The organism is Pseudovibrio japonicus (assembly GCF_014651595.1).
Classification (GTDB): Bacteria; Pseudomonadota; Alphaproteobacteria; order Rhizobiales; family Stappiaceae; genus Pseudovibrio; species Pseudovibrio japonicus.
Map to the genome: position 1 here is coordinate 15,148 of NZ_BMXE01000012.1, position 24,071 is coordinate 39,218.

25 protein-coding genes are annotated in these 24,071 nt (G+C 53.6%); 9 read left to right on the top strand and 16 right to left on the bottom strand.

Annotated features, from left to right (window positions below; all coding sequences use genetic code 11):
• The first annotated feature begins 2 nt into the window (after nucleotides 1–2).
• From IE076_RS21620 to IE076_RS21640, 5 genes are all read left to right on the top strand, one after another.
• Complete coding sequence (locus IE076_RS21620; RefSeq protein WP_189438872.1) at nucleotides 3–1,991, top strand: acetyl-CoA carboxylase biotin carboxylase subunit; 1,989 nt, start codon at nucleotides 3–5, stop codon at nucleotides 1,989–1,991.
• 3 nt (nucleotides 1,992–1,994) lie between these two features.
• Nucleotides 1,995–3,626: an acyl-CoA synthetase gene (locus tag IE076_RS21625; protein WP_189438873.1), complete on the top strand. Its 1,632-nt coding sequence runs from the start codon at nucleotides 1,995–1,997 to the stop codon at nucleotides 3,624–3,626.
• Nucleotides 3,627–3,632: 6 nt separating this feature from the next.
• The gene (locus tag IE076_RS21630; protein WP_189438874.1) at nucleotides 3,633–4,496 is read left to right on the top strand and encodes a hydroxymethylglutaryl-CoA lyase; all 864 of its coding nucleotides are present in this window, start codon (nucleotides 3,633–3,635) and stop codon (nucleotides 4,494–4,496) included.
• A complete protein-coding gene (locus tag IE076_RS21635; protein ID WP_189438875.1) occupies nucleotides 4,493–5,278 on the top strand; it encodes a crotonase/enoyl-CoA hydratase family protein in 786 nt (261 codons plus the stop codon). Before IE076_RS21630 ends, IE076_RS21635 begins: the two co-directional genes overlap by 4 nt.
• Nucleotides 5,279–5,386: 108 nt before the next feature.
• Nucleotides 5,387–6,631, top strand: a complete 1,245-nt coding sequence (locus tag IE076_RS21640; protein ID WP_189438876.1) for an MFS transporter — start codon at nucleotides 5,387–5,389, stop codon at nucleotides 6,629–6,631.
• Here IE076_RS21640 and IE076_RS21645 read toward each other — a convergent pair.
• The 3 genes from IE076_RS21645 to IE076_RS21655 form a co-directional block, all read right to left on the bottom strand.
• The gene (locus IE076_RS21645) at nucleotides 6,628–7,188 is read right to left on the bottom strand and encodes an isochorismatase family protein (protein ID WP_189438877.1); all 561 of its coding nucleotides are present in this window, start codon (nucleotides 7,186–7,188) and stop codon (nucleotides 6,628–6,630) included. The two genes, IE076_RS21640 and IE076_RS21645, sit on opposite strands and share 4 nt — an antisense overlap.
• A 186-nt stretch (nucleotides 7,189–7,374) precedes the next feature.
• A complete protein-coding gene (locus IE076_RS21650; RefSeq protein ID WP_209009390.1) occupies nucleotides 7,375–7,524 on the bottom strand; it encodes a hypothetical protein in 150 nt (49 codons plus the stop codon).
• A gap of 69 nt (nucleotides 7,525–7,593) precedes the next feature.
• A complete protein-coding gene (locus tag IE076_RS21655) occupies nucleotides 7,594–8,142 on the bottom strand; it encodes a cysteine hydrolase family protein (protein WP_189438878.1) in 549 nt (182 codons plus the stop codon).
• A gap of 100 nt (nucleotides 8,143–8,242) precedes the next feature.
• Here IE076_RS21655 and IE076_RS21660 point away from each other — a divergent pair, with 100 nt between their 5' ends.
• Complete coding sequence (locus IE076_RS21660) at nucleotides 8,243–9,178, top strand: GlxA family transcriptional regulator (RefSeq protein ID WP_189438879.1); 936 nt, start codon at nucleotides 8,243–8,245, stop codon at nucleotides 9,176–9,178.
• A 73-nt stretch (nucleotides 9,179–9,251) separates the two neighbouring features.
• Here the strand turns inward: IE076_RS21660 and IE076_RS21665 are convergent, their stop codons facing one another.
• The 9 genes from IE076_RS21665 to IE076_RS21705 all read right to left on the bottom strand — a co-directional run bounded on the left by IE076_RS21665 (nucleotide 9,252) and on the right by IE076_RS21705 (nucleotide 16,693).
• Nucleotides 9,252–9,596, bottom strand: coding sequence for a nuclear transport factor 2 family protein (locus IE076_RS21665; protein WP_189438880.1), 345 nt, complete (start codon nucleotides 9,594–9,596; stop codon nucleotides 9,252–9,254).
• Between the two features lie 134 nt (nucleotides 9,597–9,730).
• Nucleotides 9,731–10,075, bottom strand: coding sequence for a nuclear transport factor 2 family protein (locus IE076_RS21670; protein WP_189438881.1), 345 nt, complete (start codon nucleotides 10,073–10,075; stop codon nucleotides 9,731–9,733).
• 7 nt (nucleotides 10,076–10,082) lie between these two features.
• Nucleotides 10,083–10,613: a hypothetical protein gene (locus IE076_RS21675; protein WP_189438882.1), complete on the bottom strand. Its 531-nt coding sequence runs from the start codon at nucleotides 10,611–10,613 to the stop codon at nucleotides 10,083–10,085.
• Between the two features lie 197 nt (nucleotides 10,614–10,810).
• Entirely contained in the window at nucleotides 10,811–12,034 is a 1,224-nt protein-coding gene (gene nqrF / locus IE076_RS21680; RefSeq protein WP_189438883.1) for an NADH:ubiquinone reductase (Na(+)-transporting) subunit F, read from the bottom strand.
• Between the two features lie 13 nt (nucleotides 12,035–12,047).
• The gene (gene nqrE, locus IE076_RS21685; RefSeq protein WP_189438884.1) at nucleotides 12,048–12,656 is read right to left on the bottom strand and encodes an NADH:ubiquinone reductase (Na(+)-transporting) subunit E; all 609 of its coding nucleotides are present in this window, start codon (nucleotides 12,654–12,656) and stop codon (nucleotides 12,048–12,050) included.
• A 2-nt stretch (nucleotides 12,657–12,658) separates the two neighbouring features.
• Nucleotides 12,659–13,315, bottom strand: a complete 657-nt coding sequence (locus IE076_RS21690; RefSeq protein ID WP_189438885.1) for an NADH:ubiquinone reductase (Na(+)-transporting) subunit D — start codon at nucleotides 13,313–13,315, stop codon at nucleotides 12,659–12,661.
• On the bottom strand, nucleotides 13,315–14,136 hold the full coding sequence (locus IE076_RS21695) for a Na(+)-translocating NADH-quinone reductase subunit C (RefSeq protein WP_189438886.1): 822 nt from the start codon (nucleotides 14,134–14,136) through the stop codon (nucleotides 13,315–13,317). The genes IE076_RS21690 and IE076_RS21695 overlap by 1 nt, the downstream gene beginning before the upstream one ends.
• Nucleotides 14,129–15,337 (bottom strand): NADH:ubiquinone reductase (Na(+)-transporting) subunit B, encoded by a 1,209-nt coding sequence (locus IE076_RS21700; RefSeq protein WP_189438887.1) that lies wholly within the window; start codon nucleotides 15,335–15,337, stop codon nucleotides 14,129–14,131. The genes IE076_RS21695 and IE076_RS21700 overlap by 8 nt, the downstream gene beginning before the upstream one ends.
• A 3-nt stretch (nucleotides 15,338–15,340) precedes the next feature.
• Nucleotides 15,341–16,693 (bottom strand): Na(+)-translocating NADH-quinone reductase subunit A, encoded by a 1,353-nt coding sequence (locus IE076_RS21705; protein WP_189438888.1) that lies wholly within the window; start codon nucleotides 16,691–16,693, stop codon nucleotides 15,341–15,343.
• Between the two features lie 531 nt (nucleotides 16,694–17,224).
• Here IE076_RS21705 and IE076_RS21710 point away from each other — a divergent pair.
• Both IE076_RS21710 and nqrM read left to right on the top strand, forming a co-directional pair.
• Entirely contained in the window at nucleotides 17,225–18,253 is a 1,029-nt protein-coding gene (locus IE076_RS21710; RefSeq protein ID WP_189438889.1) for an FAD:protein FMN transferase, read from the top strand.
• A gap of 12 nt (nucleotides 18,254–18,265) precedes the next feature.
• On the top strand, nucleotides 18,266–18,499 hold the full coding sequence (gene nqrM, locus IE076_RS21715) for a (Na+)-NQR maturation NqrM (protein WP_189438890.1): 234 nt from the start codon (nucleotides 18,266–18,268) through the stop codon (nucleotides 18,497–18,499).
• A 55-nt stretch (nucleotides 18,500–18,554) separates the two neighbouring features.
• Here nqrM and IE076_RS21720 read toward each other — a convergent pair whose 3' ends face one another.
• Together IE076_RS21720 and IE076_RS21725 are read right to left on the bottom strand one after the other, a co-directional pair.
• A complete protein-coding gene (locus tag IE076_RS21720) occupies nucleotides 18,555–19,004 on the bottom strand; it encodes a hypothetical protein (RefSeq protein WP_189438891.1) in 450 nt (149 codons plus the stop codon).
• Between the two features lie 96 nt (nucleotides 19,005–19,100).
• Nucleotides 19,101–19,316, bottom strand: coding sequence for a hypothetical protein (locus tag IE076_RS21725; RefSeq protein WP_189438892.1), 216 nt, complete (start codon nucleotides 19,314–19,316; stop codon nucleotides 19,101–19,103).
• Nucleotides 19,317–19,739: 423 nt separating this feature from the next.
• Here IE076_RS21725 and IE076_RS21730 point away from each other — a divergent pair, with 423 nt between their 5' ends.
• Nucleotides 19,740–21,566 carry a DEAD/DEAH box helicase gene (locus IE076_RS21730; protein ID WP_189438893.1) on the top strand — a complete coding sequence of 609 codons (1,827 nt, stop codon included), beginning with the start codon at nucleotides 19,740–19,742 and terminating at the stop codon, nucleotides 21,564–21,566.
• A 625-nt stretch (nucleotides 21,567–22,191) separates the two neighbouring features.
• Here IE076_RS21730 and IE076_RS21735 read toward each other — a convergent pair.
• Nucleotides 22,192–22,668: a YaiI/YqxD family protein gene (locus tag IE076_RS21735; protein WP_189438894.1), complete on the bottom strand. Its 477-nt coding sequence runs from the start codon at nucleotides 22,666–22,668 to the stop codon at nucleotides 22,192–22,194.
• Nucleotides 22,669–22,690: 22 nt separating this feature from the next.
• A complete protein-coding gene (locus IE076_RS21740; RefSeq protein ID WP_209009392.1) occupies nucleotides 22,691–24,028 on the bottom strand; it encodes an amidase in 1,338 nt (445 codons plus the stop codon).
• Between the last annotated feature and the right edge of the window lie 43 nt (nucleotides 24,029–24,071).

A 24,071-nucleotide genomic window follows, 5' to 3' on the forward strand; every position in this document is an offset into this window, starting at 1 on the left:
GTATGTTCAAGAAAATCCTTATCGCAAACCGCGGTGAAATTGCTTGCCGTGTTGCACAATCCGCCAAAGCCCTCGGCATCAAAGTCGTTGCGGTCTACTCGGACGCTGACCGCGACGCCCACCACGTGCAAATGGCAGATGAAGCCTACCGCCTTGGCCCTGCGCCAGTGGCAGAAAGCTACCTCAACATTCCTGAGCTGCTCAACGCCGCTAAAACCAGCGGCGCAGACGCGATCCACCCGGGCTACGGGTTCCTTTCGGAAAATCCTGAGTTTGTAGAAGCAGTTGAAGCTGCTGGCCTTGTCTTCATTGGCCCTCCTGCCGACGCCATCCGTGCCATGGGGCTAAAGGATGCTGCGAAGAAGCTCATGGAAGAATCCGGCGTACCTGTGGTGCCGGGCTATCACGGTGACAATCAGGACGCTGAGTTCCTGAAAGCCGAATCCGACAAGATCGGCTATCCGGTGCTCATCAAAGCTCGCGCAGGTGGCGGTGGCAAAGGCATGCGCCGCGTGGATGATCCAACCAACTTCTTTGAGGCTTTGGAAGGCGCACAACGCGAAGGCCAGTCCAGCTTTGGCGATCCGCGTGTGCTAATTGAGAAGTACATCCTCTCACCGCGCCACATCGAAGTGCAGGTCTTCTGTGATGGCCATGGCAATGCCGTTCACCTGTTCGAGCGTGACTGCTCCTTGCAGCGTCGCCACCAGAAGGTGATCGAAGAAGCCCCTGCCCCCGGTATGAGCAATGAAATGCGCAATGCCATGGGTGAGGCCGCCGTCAAAGCAGCCCAAGCCGTGGGCTATGAAGGTGCTGGCACTGTTGAATTCATCGTTGATGGCTCCAAAGGCCTGCGTCCGGACCGCTTCTGGTTCATGGAAATGAACACCCGCCTTCAGGTGGAACATCCGGTCACCGAGGCCATCACCGGTCAGGATCTGGTCAACTGGCAGCTCTCCGTCGCAGCTGGCGGCACATTGCCTTTGATGCAGGACGAGCTCACCATTTCCGGCCATGCCTTCGAAGCACGTATCTATGCAGAGGATGCAGAGGCAGGCTTCCTGCCAGCAACCGGAACACTGAACGAGCTGAAACTGCCGGAACTCTTCGCCCGCATCGACAGCGGTGTCCGCAAAGGTGATACGATCACCCCCTACTACGATCCAATGATCGCAAAAGTGATCTGCCATGGCGAAACCCGTGAAGCAGCTCTGACCAAGTTGTCTCTGGCACTGGAAAAGAGCCACGCAGTCGGCTGCACCACGAACATCACTTTCCTTCACCGGCTGTGTAACCACGACACCTTTGTAAAAGGCGAAATGGACACCGGCCTTATCGACCGCGATCTGGCAACACTCACCAAGCCAACCGCACCAACCAAACACGCCCTCGCAATGGCTGCTCTCATCGAGCTGGGTTTCGCATCCGAAACTGCAGTGGTTAAGATTGATCCTTGGGCGAGCCTGACAGGTTGGCGTCATTGGACGGCGGCAAAGCAGTATTCGCACCTTTCATGGCGCGGGGATGTGACCGAAGTCGTCGCCAGCCGTCATCACGATGGCAGCCTGACTGTTACAGTTGATGGTGAAGACTTCAGCCTGCAGATCCTGTCGGTAGACAACAACCACATGCGCGTGGATTTCTCCGGTCAGATCACGTCAGCTGACTTCTTCGCCGAAAACGGCAACCTCACCCTTTTCTGCGATGGGGTGACTTGGCGCTTCGATCTGCCGGACCAACTGGCAGAACAGGACGACAGCGCAGCCTCTGGCAATGCGATCACCTCGCCAATGCCGGGCCTTGTGCGCGCAGTAAACTGCAAGCCGGGTGATAAGGTGAGCGAAGGCGACACACTGATTGTCACCGAAGCCATGAAAATGGAACACTCTCTCAAAGCACCACGTGATGGAGTCGTGGCGGAAGTGATGGCCTCCGCAGGTGACCAGGTAGAAGAAGGTGTTATTCTCCTCACTCTTGAGGAGGAGGATTAAACGTTGTTGCCATCTGCGAAAACCTATGAAGAGCTCCGAGAAAAATTTCAGTGGGACATCCCGGAGTTCTTCAACATTGGCGTAGATATCTGTGACAAGTGGGCGGCCAAAGATGCCGCCCGCGAAGCACTCATTTTTGCCGAAGAAGATGGACCGACAACCACCTACACCTTTGGCGACCTTAAGAAATTCAGCAATCAGCTGGCCAATCTGCTTGTTTCTCAAGGTATTACACGCGGCGACCGAGTCGGTATCCTGCTGCCACAAGCACCAGAAACAGCCTTCTCCCACATCGCCATACACAAACTCGGCGGCATCTCCATTCCACTGTTCTCGCTGTTTGGCGAAGAAGCACTGGAATACCGCCTGCAAAACTCCGGCGCAAAAGCCCTCATCACCAACAATGCAGGGGCAGAAAAGCTTGCGAAAATCCGCAAAAGACTGCCAGAGCTTGAACTTATCCTGAACATCGAAGGCACAGGCTTCGGCACCCGCTCGCTTCACGCTGAAATGGCAGGGCAGAGCGAGGACTTCACCCCAGTGAAGACCAAAGCCGAAGACCCCGCCATCATCATCTACACCTCCGGCACCACCGGCCAGCCCAAAGGCGCCCTGCACGCCCACCGCACCCTGCTCGGCCACTTGCCCGGCGTAGAGATGCCGCACAACATGTTCCCCAAAGAAGGTGACCGCTTCTGGACGCCAGCAGATTGGGCATGGATCGGTGGTCTGATCGACGTACTCCTGCCAAGCCTGCACCACGGCATACCCGTCGTTGCCTGCCGCTTCAAGAAATTCAGCGGCGAAGCAGCGTTCCAGCTGATGCAGGACCACAACATCCGCAACGCCTTCATCCCGCCAACGGCGCTAAAGATGATGCGTACCGTGGAGAATCCGAAAGAACGTTGGAACTTCTCCCTCCGCTCCATCGGCAGCGGCGGCGAAGCTCTTGGCGCTGAACTCATCCAATGGGGCCGCGAGACCTTTGGTCTGACAATCAATGAGTTCTACGGCCAGACCGAGTGCAATCTGGTGGTATCCACCTGCTCCGAGCTGATGGAAACCCGCCCCGGCGTCACCGGCAAAGCCGTTCCGGGCTTCGATGTGCAGATCGTGGACGACAACGGCACCATTCTGGAAGCAGGGCAACTCGGCAACATCGCCGTTCGTACACCAAACCCGGTCATGTTCCTGAAATACTGGAACAACCCGGAAGCCACCAGAAACAAGTTCTCCGGCGACTTCCTCATCACAGGCGACAAAGGCGTGATGGATCAGGATGGCTGGATCCAGTTTGTTGGCCGCGATGATGACGTCATCACCTCATCCGGCTACCGTATAGGCCCCGGCGAGATTGAAGACTGCCTACTGAAACACGACAGGGTCGCCATGGCAGGCGTCATCGGCAAGCCGGACAAACTGCGCACCGAGATCGTCAAAGCCTACATTGTGCTGAAGGAAGGTGTTGAGCCATCTAATGAGCTGGCCAAAGAACTCTCCCAGTTTGTGAAGCAGCGTTTGGCTGCCCATGAATATCCCCGAGAACTCGAATTTGTCGAAGCCCTGCCAATGACAACAACCGGTAAGGTAATCCGCAGAGAACTTCGCGCCCGCGCTATAGACGAGGAGGCTTGATCAGCAATGAGCAAGAAACTCACTATTTTTGAAATGGGCCCGCGCGACGGCCTGCAGAACGAAAAAGCATTGATCCCGACTGCAAACAAGATCGAACTGATCAACCGCCTCTCCGAGTGCGGGTTTGAAAAGATCGAAACCTCCAGCTTTGTGTCCCCCAAATGGGTGCCGCAAATGGCCGATGCTGCGGAAGTCTTTGCAGGCATCACCCGCAAACCCGGCATCCGCTACACCGCGCTAACCCCAAACATCAAAGGCTACGAGCGCGCCAAAGCATCCGGCGCCGACGAAGTTGCAGTTTTTGCCTCCGCCTCCGAAGGCTTTTCGCAAAAAAACATCAACTGCTCCATCGCAGAAAGCTTCGAGCGCTTCGCCCCGATTGTGGAAGCAGCAAAAGCCGACGGCATTCCGGTTCGCGGCTACGTCTCCTGCGTGGTTGAGTGCCCATACGATGGCGCGACACCACCAGAAAACGTAGCCAAGGTCTCCGAGCGCCTGCTGCAAATGGGCTGCTACGAGGTCTCCCTCGGCGACACCATTGGAGCCGCTGCGCCGGAAACCACCGAAGCGATGCTTGATGCGGTCCTAAAAGTCGTTCCGGCACAGCAACTTGCAGGCCACTTCCACGACACCAGAGATCTGGCACTCGCCAACATCATGTCCAGCATCAAGATGGGCCTGCGCACCTTCGATTCAGCCATCGGCGGTCTGGGCGGCTGCCCTTATGCACCTGGTGCTAAAGGCAATGTCAGCACGCTGGCCGTCGCTAAAATGGCAAAACTGCTCGACTACGACACCGGCCTTGACATCGAGAAGCTGGAAGAAACGCAAGAGTTCATTCTCTCCATCAAAGAGGCCGCAGCCGCATGACCTATCAGACCATCCGCATCGAAAAGGCAGAAAACGGCATCACCACGCTCTGGCTGGCACGCTCTGAGAAGCACAACGCCATGAGCGCCCAGATGATGGACGAACTCACATCAGCAGCCGACGAGCTGGATAACTGCGAACAAACCCGCGCCGTCATCCTGGCCGCAGACGGCGATACCTTCTGCGCTGGCGGTGACCTCAAGTGGATGCAGGCACAGGCTGAGAAAGACCGCATCGGCAAGATGCAGGAAGCCAACCGTCTGGCAGGCATGCTCAAGCGACTGGACAACCTGAAGAAACCACTGATCGCCCGCGTTCATGGCCCTGCCTATGGCGGCGGCGTTGGCATGCTCAGCGTGTGTGATCTTGTGGTCGCAGCTGATAACACCAAGTTCGCACTCACAGAAACCCGCCTCGGCCTGATCCCCGCAACCATCGGCCCCTATGTGGTTCGCCGACTTGGCGAAGGCAATGCACGGCAGGTCTTTATGAACGCACGCCCGTTTGGCGCTACACGAGCCCACCACCTTGGTCTTGTATCAGTGGTGACAACAGCAGAAGACCTGGTGAAAGTAACGCAAAAAGAGGCAGAAGTTTATCTGAACTGCGCACCGGGTGCCGTGGCCGACGCAAAAGCACTTTGCCAGAGCTTGGCGCGCATGCCGGTAGAAAATCAGATCGACTACACCGCAAATGCCCTAGCGGACAGATGGGAAACTTCTGAAGCACAGGCAGGCATTTCTGCTTTCTTCGCCAAAGAAACACCACCATGGCGTAAATAAGACTTCAAGCACTTTTTTTGACCTGCGGCATATGCACAAATGCTGAGTTTTTTCTTTACTTGCTGGGTTCCTTTGTTACATAGCATTTAACGAAAAAACGAGTAATGAATGCTGCCGGCACTCCAATCCATCAGGTCAAAACAGGATTTTCATACCCTTGTCTTCATTGCAGGGACTGTTTTGCTAAATGCGATCGGTGCTGGGTTAATCATTCCGGTAACCCCCGCACTGGTCGCACAGCTCAGCCAAACCACCATCGCAAACGCAGCTCTGTGGGGCGGCTACATCGCTGCAAGCTATGCCGCCATGCAGTTTCTCTTCGGCCCCGCAGTCGGCGCTATCTCTGACAGGTTTGGGCGCCGTCCAGTCCTCTTAATCTCTCTCGCCGTCCTGACAGTCGACTACCTGATCATGACCTTCGCAGGCTCTCTCTGGGTCCTGTTTATCGGCAGATTACTAGCCGGAATCGCCAGCGCGACTTACGCCACAGCCTATGCTGCCATCTCGGATATCTCCGGTAACGGCAAACGCGCAACCCGCTTCGGCATGGTCGGCGCCTCCATCGGCTTTGGCTTTGTGATCGGGCCTGTTATCGGCGGCTCACTGGCGCTCTTCGGTGTCCGCGTTCCGTTCTATGTTGCAGGACTCCTGATCGCCATAACCTTCGCCTACGGACTGTTTTATCTGCCTGAAACACTGCCCAAATCAGCCAGAAGAGCGATCCGCTGGCGCCGCGCCAACCCCGTCGGCGCAGCTCTGGATATCGCCCAGACACCGGTCCTGATGTGGTTCTTTATCGCCCTCTTCCTGTTTGAGATGGCAAACTTCGTTTATCCGGCAATCTGGCCATACTACACCATTGAAGCCTTCCACTGGACAACAGCTCAGGTCGGCCTCTCGCTTGCCATCGTAGGCCTCGGCTTCTCCACTGTGAAAGGTGGTCTTATTCGCTGGATCATCCCACGCAAGGGCGAAGCCAAAACAGTGCTCTATGGCTTCTTCTTCGCAGTAATTTCGCTACTCGGTTTTGCGTTCGCGCCCAACACACTAACAGTCATTCTGCTGCTGCCACCAGCCGCTCTGGGCGCCATGATCCCGCCTGCCATGATCGCACTAATGAGCCATCATGTCTCGCAGGACAAACAAGGCCGCCTTCAAGGCGCGCTCACCAGCATCATTGGACTGACGCTGGTGCTTTCCACATTGGCAATGACACAGCTGTTCACCCGCTTTACCGCAGATGGGACAGATCTTTACTACCCCGGCGCACCTTTCCTGCTGGCGGCAACATTCATGTTGCTCGCCATTGGACCATTCTGGATGGGCCTGAAGAAGATTAGGGTCGGCAGCTAGGCGACTGAAGCCCGCTCCAGATACTCTTTGGTTGAAACGATATTACTGCAGACAAAGGAAAGCGATGCCATAATCGCGGCCTGAACAAACTCCCGCGGTGAAGACGTGTCGCTAGACCCCGGTTCCCGCGTCGCACACGCATCATAAATAATGGTAATCGGATACCCAAGCTCGGTCGTGGCATGTGCTGCCGCCGCGATGCAGTCCTTACTCATAGAACCGCAGATCACCAGCTGTTCCACCTCCTCCTCATCCAGAATTTGCTTGAGGTTGTTGTTAAGAAAGATGTTGGAGGTGTACTTCGTCACCACAGGCTCATCTCCCAGCGGCTTCACCATCTCATGGATCTCAGCGCCGGGCGTACCTTCCACGGTAAACGGAGCATCTTCCTCTTTGAAGTGATGCCGAACATGCACGATGGTTTGGGCCTGATCGCGCGCTTTTTCAAGTAACATCTGGATATTGGTTGCAGCTTCCAACTGCCCCTCCAGCTCACATTTCCCACCTGGGAAGAAATCATTTTGACAGTCAATTATGAGCAGCGCAGTTGTCGTCATTTTTCGTTCAACCCCTCCGGTGGCAGGCAATTATCGGAGATACTCTAATTGAGAGTGGTTGACTGAACCGGGCCAGAAACAGTCGTATTCATTACAAATTCTAAGCATATGCAACCAAACAGATGCGCCCTCTGCACCGGCATCTCCAATGCAACTGCCAAGACAAGTGCACACTCAATACGTTGATCAGACCCCGGCCCTGCTCTGCAGAAACTCGTCAGTCACAATCACATTGCTGTGAGCAAATCTAAGTGAGGCCATCATCGCGCTTTGAACGTGGCTAGCAGAAACAACCACACCCTTGAACTCAAGGACTTCCGTTGCACAGGCATCCATCTCTTCCCTTCCCCCCGGAACAGAAGCCAGCTGCGTTTACTGGCTTCTGAAAGCATTATACCAACGGTTCTAGCCAGCTAGATGTTCCTCTGTGCTGATTACTTTGCCATAAGCAAATGCAAGCGCCGCCATGAAGGCACCATGGACATATTTAGCTGGAACCACTTCACCATTGTGCTTCATATCCAATGTCGCACAGGCATCCTCAATGATTGTAGCGGTATAGCCCAGATCAACTGCTGCACGGACTGTCGCATCAATACAGTTGTGAGACATGGAACCCACAACAACCAGATGCTCAATACCCTGCTCATCAAGCAGTTCTTTCAGATTGGTTTCCAGAAAACTATTCGCGAACTGTTTCGTCACAAGCGGTTCACCATCCTGCGGCAAAACACTCTCGTGGATTTTCACACCTTCAGTACCTACGTTGAAAAACGGCGCATCTCCAGCCTCAACCACGTGCTGAATATGTACGATAGGCGTACCCTTGCTGCGACTATCTTCGAGCAAACGTTTAACGTTCTGTGCGGCCTCAACCTGCCCATTCAGTTCCCACGCTCCACCAGGAAAGTAGTCATTTTGAACATCAACGATAACCAGTGCGGACTTGGACATCTGTATCTCCATAAGTTTGTTCTTGTCGCCAATAAACTTATTCAACGCACCCAAACCACTCGATTGGCATTTGCGACATAAAACATGCTATAATTGCCAAATGAGTAACTCGAAGCAGCATCACCGCATCGGGATCGTGTCGTACACAGGCGCACAGCAATCTGCGGTTTATGGCCTCATCGACATGTTCGAGGCAGCAAGCAAGAACGACAAAAACAGCCTTCAAGCGATCATGCTTCAGGACGACCTAATCGCACCTGTGGAACCTGCTACATTCTCAGCAGTGATCCTTCCACCAAGCCTTGTCAGCGATCATCCAACAATCCCTGCCTCCGTCACCCAATGGCTGAAACAACAACACAAAAGCGGGGCCATCCTTTGCTCAATCTGCGTTGGTGCAATGTTGCTGGCAGAAACGGGCATACTGGATAACAGACCCGCGACGACCCACTGGGCAATCACAGAAGATTTCGCGAAAAAATTCCCGCAGGTGAAACTCGACACAGACAAAATGATTGTCGATGAAGGCGATATTATCACCGCTGGTGGCATCATGGCATGGACAGATCTGGGCTTGCGCCTCATCGATCATTTTGCGGGCCATACCACTATGCTGGAAGTTGCTCGCAGGTTCCTGATTGATCCTGCTGGACGGGAACAAAAGAACTATCGCCGCTTCTACCCAAATCTTTCACACGGCGATCAAGCCATTCTCAAGACACAACATTGGCTCCAGACCGCCTACAAGCAAAAGCTAACAGTTCCGCAAATGGCTGAAAAAGCCGGACTGACGGGCAGAACATTCCTCCGCCGCTTTGAAGTCGCAACAGGCCATACGCCCAATGCTTACCTGCAACAACTGCGCATAGCCGAAGCCCGTCAGCAACTGGAACAATCCAAACGTTCATTCAACGAGATAGCATGGGACGTAGGCTACGAAGACCCAACCGCATGTCGCCGCGTTTTCATCAAAATTACAGGTCTTAGCCCCGGTCAGTATCGGCAGAAATTCAGCTATCAAAGCACCACCGCTTAGTGCGTTCCCGCCAAAACTCACCTCAGATCAGTCCGGAATTGCCGCACGTAAGCATCAGTCGTGGCTCCTTTCCTCAGGAAGCCTTCTGCGTGCCCTGATGGTAAATCAACTGCCATCGATCATCTGCCAACCGCCAAATGGAGGTCCGGCGCGTGTCGTCCTCGACAACCTCATAGAACACCTGAATCAGAACGTCACTCAGCCTACGGCAGTGGTATCCCTTGATGGTCCGCCTCGGATACCCCACAGGCTTGGGAGCCAGCTCAGCCATAACCCGCGCACGATCTGTAAAATGACCGCTCCCACCAATCTCGACAAACTCATCATGCAACAACAACTCAAGCTGTTGCCGGTTCCCCCAGACAAAGTGCTCCCATAACTGATTTTCGAGGTTCTCAAGCGTGGTTAAAAGAGACATCTGGACACTCAACTTAGTGAAATTTACAGGCCTGCAATCTAAGCTCAAAACCATTTAGCCGCCGCGCACGCAAACACTCGGATTTTAGTGAAAGCAGAGCGGCAGCAGATAAACGACGGATGCCACTGCTTGCCTCAGGCTTCTTTCCGCGTCCCTTGATGATAAATCATAGACCACTGCCCACTCCCAAGCTTCCAGATGGACGTCCGGCGCGTGTCGTTTTCGATGATCCGATAAAACACCTGAACCAGATTCTCGCTCAACTTTCGGAGTTGAAAGTCCGCAATCGTCCTCGGCGGATAATCATCAGCGTCAACCAGAAGCGCCTCAACAATCTCCAAGCGGTCATACACTCGACCACTCGCCCCGATCTCGATGAAGTCTGGATGTAGGAGCTGTTCAAGTTCTTGCCGTGATCCTCGAATAGCGGGATCTAGGAGTTCGTATTCGAGAACTTCAAAGGACTTAGAATTATACATCTCGTCTTTAAAAATCTGGTTCGACCCGTTCCTTAATGCGTTTTGTTTTATACCCTTCAAGACCATCAGTTCCATCATGAAAGTGATTATCGGGATCTTTTCTCATACGCCGGAGATACACCGCACCTAACCCCCAAAGCGCCAGCCAGATTACAAAGAACTTAATAACACCCAAGATAGTTCCACCCAATATAGCAATCTCGAGTACCTCGTCCGCCCGGCTGCCGACCAGACGCTTGAACTCAGCATATTGGAACATAAAAACCATCGCCTCCACCAAAGCAGCAGACAAGGCACAAAGCAGCGATAAGGTAAACAAGCGCCACCCTTTGGGCCGCTGGAACGTCTTTTCAACAATCCGGTTTACTGTAAATCCTGCAGCAAGTATGGAAACTACCGTACCCATTCCTCTTATCTGAATATCCATACCGGACTGGGTCAGCAGTTTTCCAATGATCGCCAGCAGAGCCAAGAACAGACAGTAATAGAACAGGAACGAAAAGGCTCCAGCCCAGACACTAAACGTTTTGCGACGCATCTCGCCTCCCTGAGGCATTCACGACTTTGACGTACAAAACATTAAACACAGAGATCCGAAGGAACAAACCCGGATTTCACCCACTGAAATCAAGAAGAACTCCGCTCAGCAAGTGTCGCACACCCTCGTCCTAGGCCAACAAAAAACCCGATGCCTCTCGACACCGGGTCTTTCAATTCTCTCAACTATCTCAGCGCTTAACCGCCGAAGTCGTCCAGCATGATGTCTTCACGTTCCACGCCCAGATCAACCAACATGTTGATCACGGACTGGTTCATGATTGGAGGACCACACATGTAGTATTCGCAGTCTTCTGGCGAAGCATGGTCCTTCAGGTACTCGTTGTAGAGCACATTGTGAATGAACCCGGTGTAGCCGTCCCAGTCATCATCTGGCTGAGGATCGGAAAGCGCCACATGCCATGTGAAGTTCGGGAACTCTTTCGCCAGCTGGTCGAAGTCCTCAACAAAGAACATCTCTTTCTTGGAACGAGCGCCGTACCAGAAGGTAATCTTACGATCACGGTTCTCAAGACGCTTCAGCTGATCGAAGATGTGTGAGCGCATAGGCGCCATACCAGCACCACCACCGACAAACACCATTTCCTTGTCGGTTTCGCGAGCAAAGAACTCACCAAACGGACCGGAAATAGTCACCTTGTCACCCGGCTTCAGGTTGAAGATGTAAGAAGACATCTTACCGGCTGGAATGCCTGAGGTGCCCGGAGGTGGAGAAGCAACACGAACGTTCAGCATGATCATGCCTTTTTCGTCCGGGTAGTTCGCCATGGAATAAGCACGTTCAACTGGCTCGTCCACAACGGACTCATACTGCCACAGATTGAACTTGTCCCAGTCCTCACGGTACTGTTCTTCAATGTCGAAGTCGGTGTATTTCAGCTTGTGAGCCGGAGCTTCAATCTGAATGTAACCACCAGCACGGAAGTTCACATCTTCGCCTTCAGGCAGGTCCAGAACCAGCGCCTTAATGAAAGTTGCAACGTTCTCGTTGGAGCGAACAGTACACTCCCACTTTTTCACGCCGAACACTTCTTCAGGAACTTCGATCTTCATGTCCTGCTTTACAGCAACCTGACAGGAAAGACGATCACCACAGCGTGCTTCACGCTTAGTGATATGGCTTTCCTCGGTCGCCAGAATGGAACCACCACCCTCGTGCACTTTCACGCGGCACTGAGCACAGGTACCACCGCCACCACAGGCGGAAGGAACGAAGATCTTCTGATCCGCCAGCACGTTGAGAAGCTTGCCACCCGCCGGAACGGAAATGGTCTTCTCACCGTTGATTTCGATGTTAACGTCGCCGGAAGCAACCAGCTTGCTGCGTGCCATAAGAATGACGATCACCAGCGCAAGCACGATCAGAGTAAAGAGCGTAATGCCCCAGGTAAAGTCTTGCATCTACTCGTCCCCCTTACAGCTTCACGCCTGAGAATGCCATGAAGCCCATGGCCATCAGACCAGCAGTGATGAAGGTGATGCCAAGACCCTGCAGCCCATCAGGAACATCAGAGTACTTCAGCTTTTCACGCACACCAGCCATCGCAGTAATCGCCAGCGCCCAACCAATACCGGAAGAAATACCGTAAACGGAAGATTCTGCCAGATTGTAGTCACGCTCTACCATGAACAAAGAACCACCCATGATCGCGCAGTTCACCGTGATCAGCGGCAGGAAGATACCCAGCGCGTTGTAAAGCGCAGGCACATAACGATCGAGGAACATCTCAAGGATCTGCACCACAGCAGCGATAACACCGATGTAGGAGATCAGACCAAGAAAGCGCAGGTCAGTGCCTTCAAGACCTGCCCATGCCAACGCACCGTCATTAAGCAAAGTGGTGTAAAGGATGTTGTTGATTGGCACGGTCAGGCCCTGCACAACAACAACGGAGATACCCAGACCAAGCGCAGTCTCAACCTTCTTGGAAACCGCAAGGAATGTACACATTCCAAGGAAGAAGGAGAGCGCAAGGTTTTCGATAAAGATCGCCTTTACGGCGAGGGAAAGAAGCCCTTCCATAATCAGTGAGCTCCCTCAGATTCCATAATTTTATACTCGCGCTTCTCAACCTGCGCAGGTTTCCACGTACGGAACCCCCAGATCAGAAGGCCAATCACGAAGAACGCAGACGGTGGCAGCAGCAGCAGACCGTTTGGCACATACCAGCCACCGTTGTTCACGGTCTCTAAGACTTGCACACCAAACAGGGAACCTGAGCCGAACAGCTCACGAACAACACCAACCAGCAGCAGGATCAGGGAGTAACCCAGACCGTTACCAACACCATCAAGGAAGGATGGGATTGGTGGGTTCTTCATCGCGTAAGCTTCCGCACGACCCATCACGATACAGTTGGTGATGATCAGACCAACAAACACGGAAAGTGTCTTGGAGATCTCGTAGAGATACGCCTTCAGAACCTGATCAACCAGAATAACGAGAGACGCAATAATCACCATCTGCACGATAATGCGGATAGAAGACGGAATCTGGTTGCGCAGAAGAGAGATGAAGAAGTTGGAGAACGCTGTCACAAGCGTCACCGCAATCGCCATCACCAGCGCAACCTTCAGTGAAGAGGTTACCGCAAGCGCGGAACAAATGCCCAGAACCTGAAGCGTGATCGGGTTGTTATCGACCAACGGGTCTTTGAGCATGGAGAAGTCTTTGCCAGCCATTACGCCTCTCCTTTTTTCAGATTGTCGAGGAAGGTCTTGAAGCCCTGATCACCCATCCAGAATTTGACGAGGTTATCGACACCACGGGAGGTCAGTGTCGCACCCGCAATCGCATCAATGTGGTACTTGGAGCCATCAATGCCTGCTGGAACAGCTTTGTCGACACCAATGTCAACAGAACCGTCTTCGCCGTAAACCAGCTTACCTGGCCACTGCGCCATCCATTTCGGATTATCCACTTCCGCGCCAAGACCCGGGGTCTCACCGTGAGAGTAGAAACGCAGACCATAAATCTCGTTGCCGTCCGCATTCAGAGCGATGAAGCCATAAAGCGTGGACCACAGACCGTAACCATGGATCGGCAGGATTATGCGCTCGATCTGATCTGCATCATCACGAAGCAGATAAACCGAAGCCAGCTTTGCCTGACGTTTGATGGAAGCCGGATCATTGACCAGAGCAATGGAACGAGCCGGATCTTTAGCAGCAGCTTGCTGATCGTAAGTCTCAGGATCAGCGGCATTGGAGAACTTGCCAGCTGCCACATCAACAAGACGCGGTTCAAAAGCGCTGAACGCCTTCTCAACGTCAACACCGTCTGTGTAAAGGCCAGCAACCTTCAGGATGTTGGTCTTCTTATCCAGTGTCTTGTTGATCTCCTGCTGAGGCTTCAACATCACCGCAGCACCAGAAACAATCATGGAACAGACCAGACACAGCGCTACAGCAACTGTGATGGTGCGCGGAGCGGAGTCCAGAGGCATCGCATTGAAGCGCGCCCACAGACCTTTTGGAGCTGTTGTGTTTTCAGCATTAGGCATGGCGCTTCATCCTCCGTGTGATGTTCGCCTTCACAACGAAGTAGTCGATCAGCGGAGAGAAGATATTCCCGAACAAGATTGCCAACATCATACCTTCAGGGAAGGCCGGGTTGATAACGCGGATGAGAATACACATCACACCAATCAATGCAGCGTAGATGTAACGGCCCGGATTGGTCATCGCAGCTGTCACAGGCTCGGTCACCATAAACACCAGACCGAACATGAAGCCGCCAGTGACAAGGTGCCAGTACCAAGGCATTGCAAACATCGGGTTGGTGTCAGAGCCAATCAGGTTCAGCAACAAGGTGAAGCCGATCATACCGCCCAAACAACCAAGAATAAGTCGGTAGTTCGCGATACCGGTGCTCACGAGGAACACACCGCCAATGGCAATTGCAATCGTAGAGGTCTCACCAAAGGAACCTGGAATGGTGCCGATGAAGGAGCTCATCCATGTGATACCGTTGTTGGCCAGACCCTGCATGCCGTCCGCAGCAGCAACACCAAGTGCAGTCGCACCGGAGAAGCCGTCAACTGGCGTCCACACCGTGTCACCAGACATCGCTGCCGGATAAGCGAAGTAGAGGAACGCACGACCAACAAGCGCCGGGTTCAGGAAGTTTTTGCCTGTACCGCCAAACACTTCTTTACCGATGACCACACCAAACGCGATCCCCAGACCAACCTGCCATAGCGGCGTCGAAGCGGGTAGGATCAGCGTGTACAGCATGGAAGAAACGAAGAAGCCTTCGTTCACTTCGTGGCCACGCACAATGGCGAACAGCACCTCGAAGACACCGCCAACGGCAAGCGTTACGATGTAGATCGGCAGGAAGTACAATGCACCATGCGCCATATTGGCGAAGATGCTGTCAGGGTTGAAACCAATACCCAGCAGCGAGAGGATGAACGCTCTCCAGCCTGCTGGCTCGGTGATACCCATGGAAGCCAGTGCAGCGTTTGTCTGCAGGCCGGTGTTGTACATACCAAACAGGATCGCAGGGATCGTCGCCAGCACAACATAGGTCATGACACGCTTAAGGTCTGCGTGGTCACGAGCGTGCGGCGCAACGCTGGTCACTGTTTTTGGTGTGTAGATGAAAGTGTCCACCATCTCGTAGACGGCGTAAAACTTTTCGTATTTGCCACCCTTTTCAAAGAGCGGCGCAACACGATCAAACTTATCGCGCAAACTCACGGGTTAGCCCTCTTTCTCGATCTTATCAAGATTTGCACGCAGCGCAGCTCCGTATTCATTCTTGGAATGGCAGATGAAGGTGCACAGCGCCAAATCTTCTTCGTCCAGCTCCAGAGCGCCAAGCTTCTGCGCCATGTCAGTGTCCAGCACCACAAGGGCGCGGAGCAGCTGGGTTGGAAGAACATCAAGCGGCATCACCTTCTCATAGGTACCCAATGGAACGATCGCACGGATGGAACCGTTCTTGTTGGTACCAAACGGGAACTTCAGCTTGCTGCGGAAGAAACCGGAAGGATGCACATTCAGGTTGGACCACTTGGTCATGAACGGGCGAACCCAGCCAACGACATCTTGCTTGTGGTCTTCTTCCATCAGCGTCACCTGAGTGTGGTAACGACCGAGGAAGGCAAACTGCTCAGCGGCAATCGTGCCGGAGAGGATGGAACCGGAAACCACACGGGCCGGAACACCCGGCTGAACTTCACCAGCCAGCAGATCAGTCAGATCCGCACCAACGCGTGTTGTAACAAGACGCGGCTTGGAAGCCAGCGGCCCTGCAACAGACACAACGCGGGAAACGTCCAGCTCACCTGTCAGGAACAGGTTACCGATTGCGATGACATCCTGATAACCGATGGTCCAGACTGTCTTGTTTTCGTTAACCGGGTCGAGGAAGTGAATGTGAGTACCCGCGTTACCCGCTGGGTGCTTACCTTCAAAGCTTTCCATCTGCACACCAGCAACGCCTGCACCCGGAAGATTATCTTTCGGAGCATGGCACACGAATGTGCGGCCGTCGGTAAGTTTGGAAACAACCTGAAGCCCAGCTTCAAACGCGCCAGCATTCGCATTGATGATCACACCAGCATCCGCTGCAAGCGGGTTGGTGTCCATCGCAGTTACGAAAATGGAACGCGGCTGCGTTTCAAAAACGGGAACCTTGGAGTATGGGCGGGTACGGAAACTTGTCCAAAGACCAGACTTGGCAAGCTGCTCACGAACGACAGATGCGTCCAGAGTTGCCAAAGCGCTGTTTTCAAACTTTGAGAAAGCGATCTGTTCTTCATTGCCGTCATCCAGTTTAATGACGATGGTTTCCAGAACGCGCCGTGCACCACGATTGACTGCTTCAACAACACCAGCACCCGGAGCAACATAGTTGATTTCTGGAGAACTTTTGTCGTTGAAAAGAGGTTGACCCTTTACGACGCGGTCGCCTTCAGCAACCAGCATCCGTGGCTTCAACCCATTGTAATCCCCACCATTCACGGCAACACGACGAACCGTCTGACCCTTGTGGATCTCCTGGTTCGGAGCACCGGTGATCGGTAGATCCAATCCTTTTGTAATCTTCATCCCTTACCCTGTCAGGCTTCTTTAGGGCAACCAATAGATGTTTGCGGGATATCTGCGGGTAAATGCTGCTAAGTCATTCTGCTATGTACAAAATGCCGCGCACGCGGATTATTGACTTTGAAAAGTCGAACCGAGATAAATCCCCCCACAGATCGCTGTTTCAGCAACAAAGCCCGAGCATTGCTGAACATCACTCATCCATGGCTCCGGTTTGGAGTAACCGCTCGCATACCACTAAAGTGCGGATCGGTCAGCTATTCCTACGGATTTATGCGGGCCAATACCCTGATATACCGCAAATTTCAATAGGGATTCGCAATATTGACGTAACGGCAACAATGCTGTTTAGCGAAATATTTTTCTCAAATAAGTTTTCCCCTAACTTTTCACATACACGCAGTTCTACGTACCATTTTCTTCGTTTTCATCTATCTCTGATCTTAGCTGGCACAGTATCAAACTCTATTTAACTTGACACAAAACTAGAATAGGCCGATTACGCAGGGAAATGAAAAAAACTCTGAGGCCGAAATGCGCTTCCTCATTACAGCTCTCGCACTCATCTTTGTCACAGCATGTGTACCCAATGACCAAAGCCGAGAGGAGATTATCCTTCACGGCAAGACCATGGGCACAACATACAATGTCAAAGCCATCAAAGGGTCGTCCTCTGTAACAGAGCAGGAATTGCAGCAGCAAGTTGACGAAGCTCTTGTTGGTGTAAACAAGGCGATGTCCAACTGGGATAAAGAGTCGGAAATCAGCCGCTTCAACCGTTCCACCAGCACAGAATGGACGCCGATTTCCCGCGACTTCAGCATCGTGATGCAGGAGTCCCTGCGCATTCATAACCTGACCAACGGCTACTTCGACGTAACCCTCGCCCCCCTCATCGAGCTGTGGGGCTTTGGAACCAAGCAGGACACTCCTCCGCAGCCAAGCCCACTTGAGATCCGCAACGCGCTGGACTCCGTCGGCATGAGCACCATGCTCGAGTTTGAGACTGATCCACCGGCACTGCGCAAGGTCAACACAGACACCACTGTCAACCTCTCCGCAATCGCAAAAGGCTTCGGCATCGATAAGGTCGCCTCTGTTCTGGCAGACAACGGCATCGACGAGTATCTGGTCGAAATCGGCGGCGATCTGGTCACCAGCGGCAACAACGCTAAAGACGAACCTTGGGTCGTCGGCATCGAAAAGCCGGACTCTGGTGCCCGTACCGTTCAACACGTTGTCCGGGTAAGCGGCAAGGGCATGGCAACCTCCGGCGACTACCGCATTTACAAGGAAGTCGACGGCGTACGCTTCTCACACATTATTGATGCTGCATCCGGACGCCCGGTCACGCACAAGCTTGCATCAGTGACCGTAATTGCTGACAATGCAATGCGTTCTGATGGTCTGGCAACAGCTCTCCTGGCAATGGGTGACAAGCGAGGCATGGCTCTGGCGGAGCGTGAAGGGATTGCCGCATTCTTCATTGTGCGCGAAGGCGACCACTTCATTACCCGGTCGTCCAGCGCATTTAGAAAATTCGAGCAGTCGACAGAGAAATAACGGAATATCGAAATGGCAACTTTCATCATCGCGTTTATCATGCTGATCCTGATTGTAGCAGGAATGGCAATTGGGGCCGTTTTCAGAAACAAGCCAATCACTGGCAGCTGTGGCGGCCTGAACGCCATTGAAGGTGCAGACCACTGCGTCGTCTGTAAGCGTGAAATTGACCCGAACAGCCCGCTTCGCGAAAAGCTGCAGCCTTGCAAATCCAAGCAGCCAATCGAAGAGCACAGCGCAGCTTAACAATGCACCATTTCAAGATATTTTAAGGGGCCGCAAGGCCCCTTTTTCATGCCTGCTATGGGTTCTTGCTGTAGTCGCGCGCCGCATCAGGCCCTTCACCGCCAAACAGCTTAGCAAAGAACCCGGCAATAATTCCGAACAGAACGCCAATCACAACAAACCCAATGCCGAGGAACAGACTTCCAAGCGTTGGAAAGATCCCCTGCCCAATCGACGTCAAGCTGTCTCCACTAATCAGCCACAGCAGTAAGTTCATCCATCCGCAGACATAACCACCGGAGAACCAGCTCGGCATACTGGCCTTGAGCAAGGGGTGATAATTGATCAGACCGATTAGGGCGACCAAACCACCAAGCGTCACGCACCACAGAAGCAATCCGAACTGGACCACAAAGGAAACATTCAGATTTAACCAGCTGATGAGGTAGAGGCACAAGAGCCCGAACGCCAGCCCAAACAGCTTGGCTGTAACACCTCGTCTGAACAATGATGGCTTCCCAAACATTCTCTTGGCTCCTATAGGTTGCACCCGGCAGGCTTCTGCCAGGTGAGCTCTAGGATAACCCAAGGGTCTTAAAACTAGTTTTCCGCAACCATAAAGTTATTTGCTCGCCCAACCAAAGTCGAAAACGCCAAGAACCATCAGCAAAAAACTGATGAGAGCAATCAGTCCGAACACCCAGCATCGCAACTTCCATCTCGCCCCTTGCCCCTTCCAGGCATCCCGAAACAGACGGCCACTCAAGACAAAGACAACCAGAAAGATCACGCCGACCCAAGAAGGCATTACACCAATGAAGTTTGAGAGCTGGTCCATTTCGCCTCCGCTTGATTTTTGCCTCTCTTTAGTTCCGCACCACAAAAAAGGCAAATATTCAAAGCAGTAAAGCCCGCCTCCTGCTGACTTTAATAGTCAAAGCCCTCTATTCCTCGACAGCACCTAAAAGACAAACATCCAATTTCCGTTCACGTAAACAGTGATACATGTCTCTCCAAAACCGATAGTCTCACCAATCTTGCAAAGCTTCTGGCTGTGAGACACTGCAAACTTACATGTACCTTTCATATCTATTTTTGTTATTTCGTTGACCTTTCCACCAAGGCAGACTACAAGGCCCACGAAGACAAAGAGCTCGCTTGCCATTTGCCGCCTCATGACCCCATGAGTGAGCGGAAGCGATGGGTAGGGCAACAAAGCTCTTGCTTTACAGATAATGACCCTCCTCGAAAGAAATACTACATGACGATACCTGAAGGGGTTGCCCCGGCGCTTTCTACCGCACTAGAAAAGCGCGAATACACGTCTCTCACTCCGGTCCAGACCGCCGTACTCAACGAAGACCTGAAAGGCAAAGACCTTTTGGTTTCTGCTCAGACAGGCTCTGGTAAAACAGTTGCATTCGGCATCGCAATCGCGCCGGAACTGCTGGGTGACGCAGATCGTATGGGCCGGGCAAACGAACCTCTTGCATTGTGTGTTGCGCCAACCCGCGAACTGGCGATCCAGGTCTCCAGAGAGCTGGAATGGCTGTACGGCGAAGCTGGCGCGCGTATCACCACCTGTGTTGGTGGCATGGATATGCGCCGCGAACGCCGCAACCTTTCTGCAGGCGCACACATCGTAGTTGGCACCCCAGGCCGCCTGCGTGACCATATCGAACGTGGCTCCTTTGACACCTCCTCACTGCGCACAATCGTCCTCGACGAAGCAGATGAGATGCTGGATCTCGGCTTCCGTGAAGACCTCGAATTTATTCTTGGTGCAGCACCGAAAGAACGCCGCACTCTGCTGTTCTCCGCAACCGTTCCTCAGCAGATTGAAAACCTTGCAAAGCGCTTCCAGCGTGATGCACAGCGCATTTCAACAGTCACCAACCGCGAGCAGCATACCGATATTGAATATCGCGCCATGCAGGTCGCTCCCAACGACCGCGAAAACGCGATCATCAACGTCCTGCGTTTCTACGAAGCACAGAACACCATCATTTTCTGCGGCACCCGCGAGATGGTCAAACACCTCTCCGCACGCCTCGGCAACCGTGGCTTCGCAGTGGTTGCCCTGTCCGGTGAGCTGAGTCAGGCCGAACGTAACCACGCCCTCGGTGCCATGCGTAATGGCCGTGCCCGCGTTTGTGTGGCGACCGACGTCGCAGCACGCGGTATCGACTTGCCAAACCTGGATCTGGTGATCCACGCAGACCTGCCAAACAACGCAGAAACATTGCTGCACCGTTCTGGCCGTACTGGTCGCGCAGGCCGTAAAGGCGTGTGTACGCTGGTTGTCCCACACACCCGCCGTCGCACTGCATCCCGCCTCCTGAGCTTTGCAAAGGTGAAGGCAGAGTGGGGCCCAGCTCCGACTGCACAGCAGATCCGCGACAAAGACCGCGAGCGCATCCTTGCGTCCTCCGATCTGCAGGAAGCACCGAGCGAAGAAGATCTGGATATGGTGAAAGAGCTTCTCGAGAAGTTCTCTCCAGAACAGATCGCAGCAGCTTACATGCGTCAGATCCATCAGGGTCTGCCTGCACCGGAAGAACTGCTGGCATCCAGCGCCAACTTCAACGAAGATAAAGAGCGCCAGCCACGCAAGAACTTCGACAATGGTGTTTGGTTCCGCCTCAACGTCGGTCGCAAGCACAACGCTGAACCACGTTGGTTGCTGCCAATGATCTGCCGTGCAGGTCACATCACCAAGAAAGACATCGGCTCCATCCGCATCTTTGATGCAGACAGCCGCTTCGAGCTCGACGCAAAACTCGCAGATGCCTTCTTGGAAACCGTCAAAGAAAACGGCACTGGTGAAAAATCAATCACCATCACCCGTATTGAAGGTAATCCAGAACGCAGCAGCAGCGGTCGTCCGGGTGGCAGACGCAATCACCGTAGCGGCGGTGGCGGCGGTTACCGTGGTGAAGGCGGACGCGGCGAAGGTGGTCGTGGCCGTGGTCGTCGTGAAGGCGGCGGTGGCGGTGGCTACCGTGGTGGCGAAGGTCGTGGTCGTGGACGCGGCGAGGGCAAACCCGGTGGCGGCAAAAGCTTCCGCGACAACCGCGGCGGCGAATAAGCCTCACATACCAGAATTTGAAACGGGCCTTCGGGCCCGTTTTTTTATGGTACACGTCCCGTTTCAACAAACACAAATACCACCACATGGTCTCCCATGCAGTGTTGAAGCGGTAATCCCGTAAGACGGGTGGAGCAAGGCGAACAGGCTCTGCCTGCGCTACTTGTTAAATTAGTTTCTTCGGCATCAGCTACTCGCCTCGCCCGGGTCTTTTATCATGAACGCGCGGGTTCCTTCTCGAACAGACGTGACTGACACATTGCTGTGCCATTGGCAGTTTCCTGCCACCGCCGGACGCCCTTCGGAACGATCTCATTTCCCCTATACCACTGCGGTCTCAAAAGGGGACGCTTCACCGGACCTCCCGACACAATACGTTACCTCGCGCCGGTAGCCCAACCCCACCCACGCCGAGGGATGGACGGTCCACCCCTGCCCGATTGCGTGGGCACGAAAACCAAGATAAGCCCAGAAAACACAAGGGGGATAAGTTTTTTACACACTCACCCTCCCCGTCATCCCGCACAAGCGCAACGCGATGCGGGATCCAGAGCTGCACAGCGCAACCTGACTGACTTACACCCCGGAACACCAGCACCACGTCAGTGCTCCGATATCCCAAACGCTACACGGCAAATCCCTGACGTTTCAGCTGTTGGATAATCTGGTCGATCTTCTGCAGAAACTGAGAACGGTCTTTGGGGGAGAATGGTCGCGGACCGGAGGTCTGCTCACCGAAGCTGCGTAGGTCTTCCATCAGGTTACGCGTTGCCAAGGCCATTCCGATGGATGCCTCGTCAAACACTTTTCCTTTTGGAGACAGCGCGATCGCCCCTGCTTTCACCACCCGGTCAGCCAGCGGGATATCCTGCGTGACAACAATGTCACCCGGCACAGCCCGGTCTGCAATCCAGTCATCAGCAACATCAGGGCCTTCCGGCACAATCACCCGCTCAATATCCATATCCCGAGGCGTATTGATGAAACTGTTGGCGACTACAAACACCTTCAGGCGATAGCGGTCAGCAACCTTGTAAACCTCGTCTTTAACGGGGCAAGCATCGGCATCAATGTAAATAATAATCTTCTTTGCGCTGGTCACAGCGGCTCTTCTCCTGCGTTTATCAGTGCTTTAGTCGCGCAGGAGAGATCACCTTGTCAATGAGGCTGGCCATTTCAAGCACATGCCAATCCGTTCCGGCCTGTCCAAACAACATCAATCCTGTTCCCGGCGTGCCATGCGCGTTCATCGGAATGGTCGCAGCACATCCATCTACCCAGTTCACGGCACTGGTGTTTTGCGAAAGGCGGGGACCAAATTTACCTGGATTATCACGCGCATCATCAAATAGAGGCGCAACGACGGGAACGGTCGGTGCAATCAAAACATCGAACTTGCAGGCCATCTCTTTGAACGCACGTATGGCCTCTGCCCGTTTAGAACGGGCTTCCTCTACGTCTTTACTGGTTACCTCCGCAGATTTAAGAATACAGTCAAGCACATAAGGATCACACGTCTCTCGAAGGCCTTCCAGATAGCCACCAATCAGAGCCATGGTCTCATAGCCAAAAATGGTGCCGAAAAAGGTTGCACTATGCGACAGAACCGGCTCTGAGACCGGCGCAATAATACCGCCCGCATCCCGAATGGCCTGAAGTGACCGGTCAAAATCCACACTGACCTGCGTATCCAGACCGACAGCCATTGGGGAAGCCACAAGCCCCACATGCAATCCATCAAGGCTCTTAATCCGGCGAGGTGCCGGGCATTGGCCGGAAAGCACCGCATACATCCGTGCGCACATATCAAGCGAACGCGCAATCGGACCAAGCGTGTCAAACGATGGAGAAAGCGAGAAAAGTCCTCTGGTTGAAATGCTCGCACGCGTTGGCTTAAAGCCATAAAGCCCGTTAAGCGCTGCCGGAATACGAACTGACCCACCTGTGTCGGTGCCAATCGCAGCATCGCACAAACCCAGCCCAACACTCACCGCCCCACCGGAACTAGAACCGCCGGGAATGCGCAGCGGATCACTCACGTTCGGCGGCGTCCCATAATGCGGGTTTATCCCAAGGCCGGTATAGGACATCTCACTCAAATTGGTTCGTCCAAACGGCACAGCCCCCGCAGCACGCAACTGAGAAACAATCTTGGCATCCTCACAGGCCGGCGACCGCTCCCGCAGGAAGGCAGCGCCGGCGCTGGTCACTACGCCTTGCTCATCAACCATGTCCTTAATAGAAACAGTCACACCGTGAAGCGGAAGATCGCGGTGGAACGCCTGCACATTCTCATCAGCCTGCCGCGCCTGCCGCGCAATGCGCGCTGCATCAAACTCGATAAAGATGCTCTCGATAATGCTATCGGGAAGATCCATAACCAGATCAATACAACGCCGCGCCTTATCTTCAGCCTGAAAGAAAATGCGTTTTTCACGCGCTGATCTGGAAAAGCTGCTCATCCAAAGCTTCCTGAAAAGAACCCTATGCAGCTTGATTGTTGGC

What these genes read in the sequence shown, in the direction of transcription:
- IE076_RS21635 (WP_189438875.1), top strand. Translation starts at nt 4,493, where the DNA reads ATGACCTATCAGACCATCCGCATCGAAAAGGCAGAAAACGGCATCACC.
- IE076_RS21675 (WP_189438882.1), bottom strand. Translation starts at nt 10,613, where the DNA reads ATGCGTCGCAAAACGTTTAGTGTCTGGGCTGGAGCCTTTTCGTTCCTG.
- IE076_RS21660 (WP_189438879.1), top strand. Translation starts at nt 8,243, where the DNA reads ATGAGTAACTCGAAGCAGCATCACCGCATCGGGATCGTGTCGTACACA.
- IE076_RS21670 (WP_189438881.1), bottom strand. Translation starts at nt 10,075, where the DNA reads ATGTATAATTCTAAGTCCTTTGAAGTTCTCGAATACGAACTCCTAGAT.
- IE076_RS21725 (WP_189438892.1), bottom strand. Translation starts at nt 19,316, where the DNA reads ATGGACCAGCTCTCAAACTTCATTGGTGTAATGCCTTCTTGGGTCGGC.
- IE076_RS21630 (WP_189438874.1), top strand. Translation starts at nt 3,633, where the DNA reads ATGAGCAAGAAACTCACTATTTTTGAAATGGGCCCGCGCGACGGCCTG.
- IE076_RS21640 (WP_189438876.1), top strand. Translation starts at nt 5,387, where the DNA reads ATGCTGCCGGCACTCCAATCCATCAGGTCAAAACAGGATTTTCATACC.
- IE076_RS21695 (WP_189438886.1), bottom strand. Translation starts at nt 14,136, where the DNA reads ATGCCTAATGCTGAAAACACAACAGCTCCAAAAGGTCTGTGGGCGCGC.
- IE076_RS21650 (WP_209009390.1), bottom strand. Translation starts at nt 7,524, where the DNA reads ATGGATGCCTGTGCAACGGAAGTCCTTGAGTTCAAGGGTGTGGTTGTT.
- IE076_RS21620 (WP_189438872.1), top strand. Translation starts at nt 3, where the DNA reads ATGTTCAAGAAAATCCTTATCGCAAACCGCGGTGAAATTGCTTGCCGT.
- IE076_RS21645 (WP_189438877.1), bottom strand. Translation starts at nt 7,188, where the DNA reads ATGACGACAACTGCGCTGCTCATAATTGACTGTCAAAATGATTTCTTC.
- IE076_RS21655 (WP_189438878.1), bottom strand. Translation starts at nt 8,142, where the DNA reads ATGTCCAAGTCCGCACTGGTTATCGTTGATGTTCAAAATGACTACTTT.
- nqrE (WP_189438884.1), bottom strand. Translation starts at nt 12,656, where the DNA reads ATGGAAGGGCTTCTTTCCCTCGCCGTAAAGGCGATCTTTATCGAAAAC.
- IE076_RS21705 (WP_189438888.1), bottom strand. Translation starts at nt 16,693, where the DNA reads ATGAAGATTACAAAAGGATTGGATCTACCGATCACCGGTGCTCCGAAC.
- IE076_RS21665 (WP_189438880.1), bottom strand. Translation starts at nt 9,596, where the DNA reads ATGTCTCTTTTAACCACGCTTGAGAACCTCGAAAATCAGTTATGGGAG.
- IE076_RS21690 (WP_189438885.1), bottom strand. Translation starts at nt 13,315, where the DNA reads ATGGCTGGCAAAGACTTCTCCATGCTCAAAGACCCGTTGGTCGATAAC.
- IE076_RS21740 (WP_209009392.1), bottom strand. Translation starts at nt 24,028, where the DNA reads ATGAGCAGCTTTTCCAGATCAGCGCGTGAAAAACGCATTTTCTTTCAG.
- nqrM (WP_189438890.1), top strand. Translation starts at nt 18,266, where the DNA reads ATGGCAACTTTCATCATCGCGTTTATCATGCTGATCCTGATTGTAGCA.
- IE076_RS21730 (WP_189438893.1), top strand. Translation starts at nt 19,740, where the DNA reads ATGACGATACCTGAAGGGGTTGCCCCGGCGCTTTCTACCGCACTAGAA.
- IE076_RS21720 (WP_189438891.1), bottom strand. Translation starts at nt 19,004, where the DNA reads ATGTTTGGGAAGCCATCATTGTTCAGACGAGGTGTTACAGCCAAGCTG.
- IE076_RS21710 (WP_189438889.1), top strand. Translation starts at nt 17,225, where the DNA reads ATGCGCTTCCTCATTACAGCTCTCGCACTCATCTTTGTCACAGCATGT.
- nqrF (WP_189438883.1), bottom strand. Translation starts at nt 12,034, where the DNA reads ATGCAAGACTTTACCTGGGGCATTACGCTCTTTACTCTGATCGTGCTT.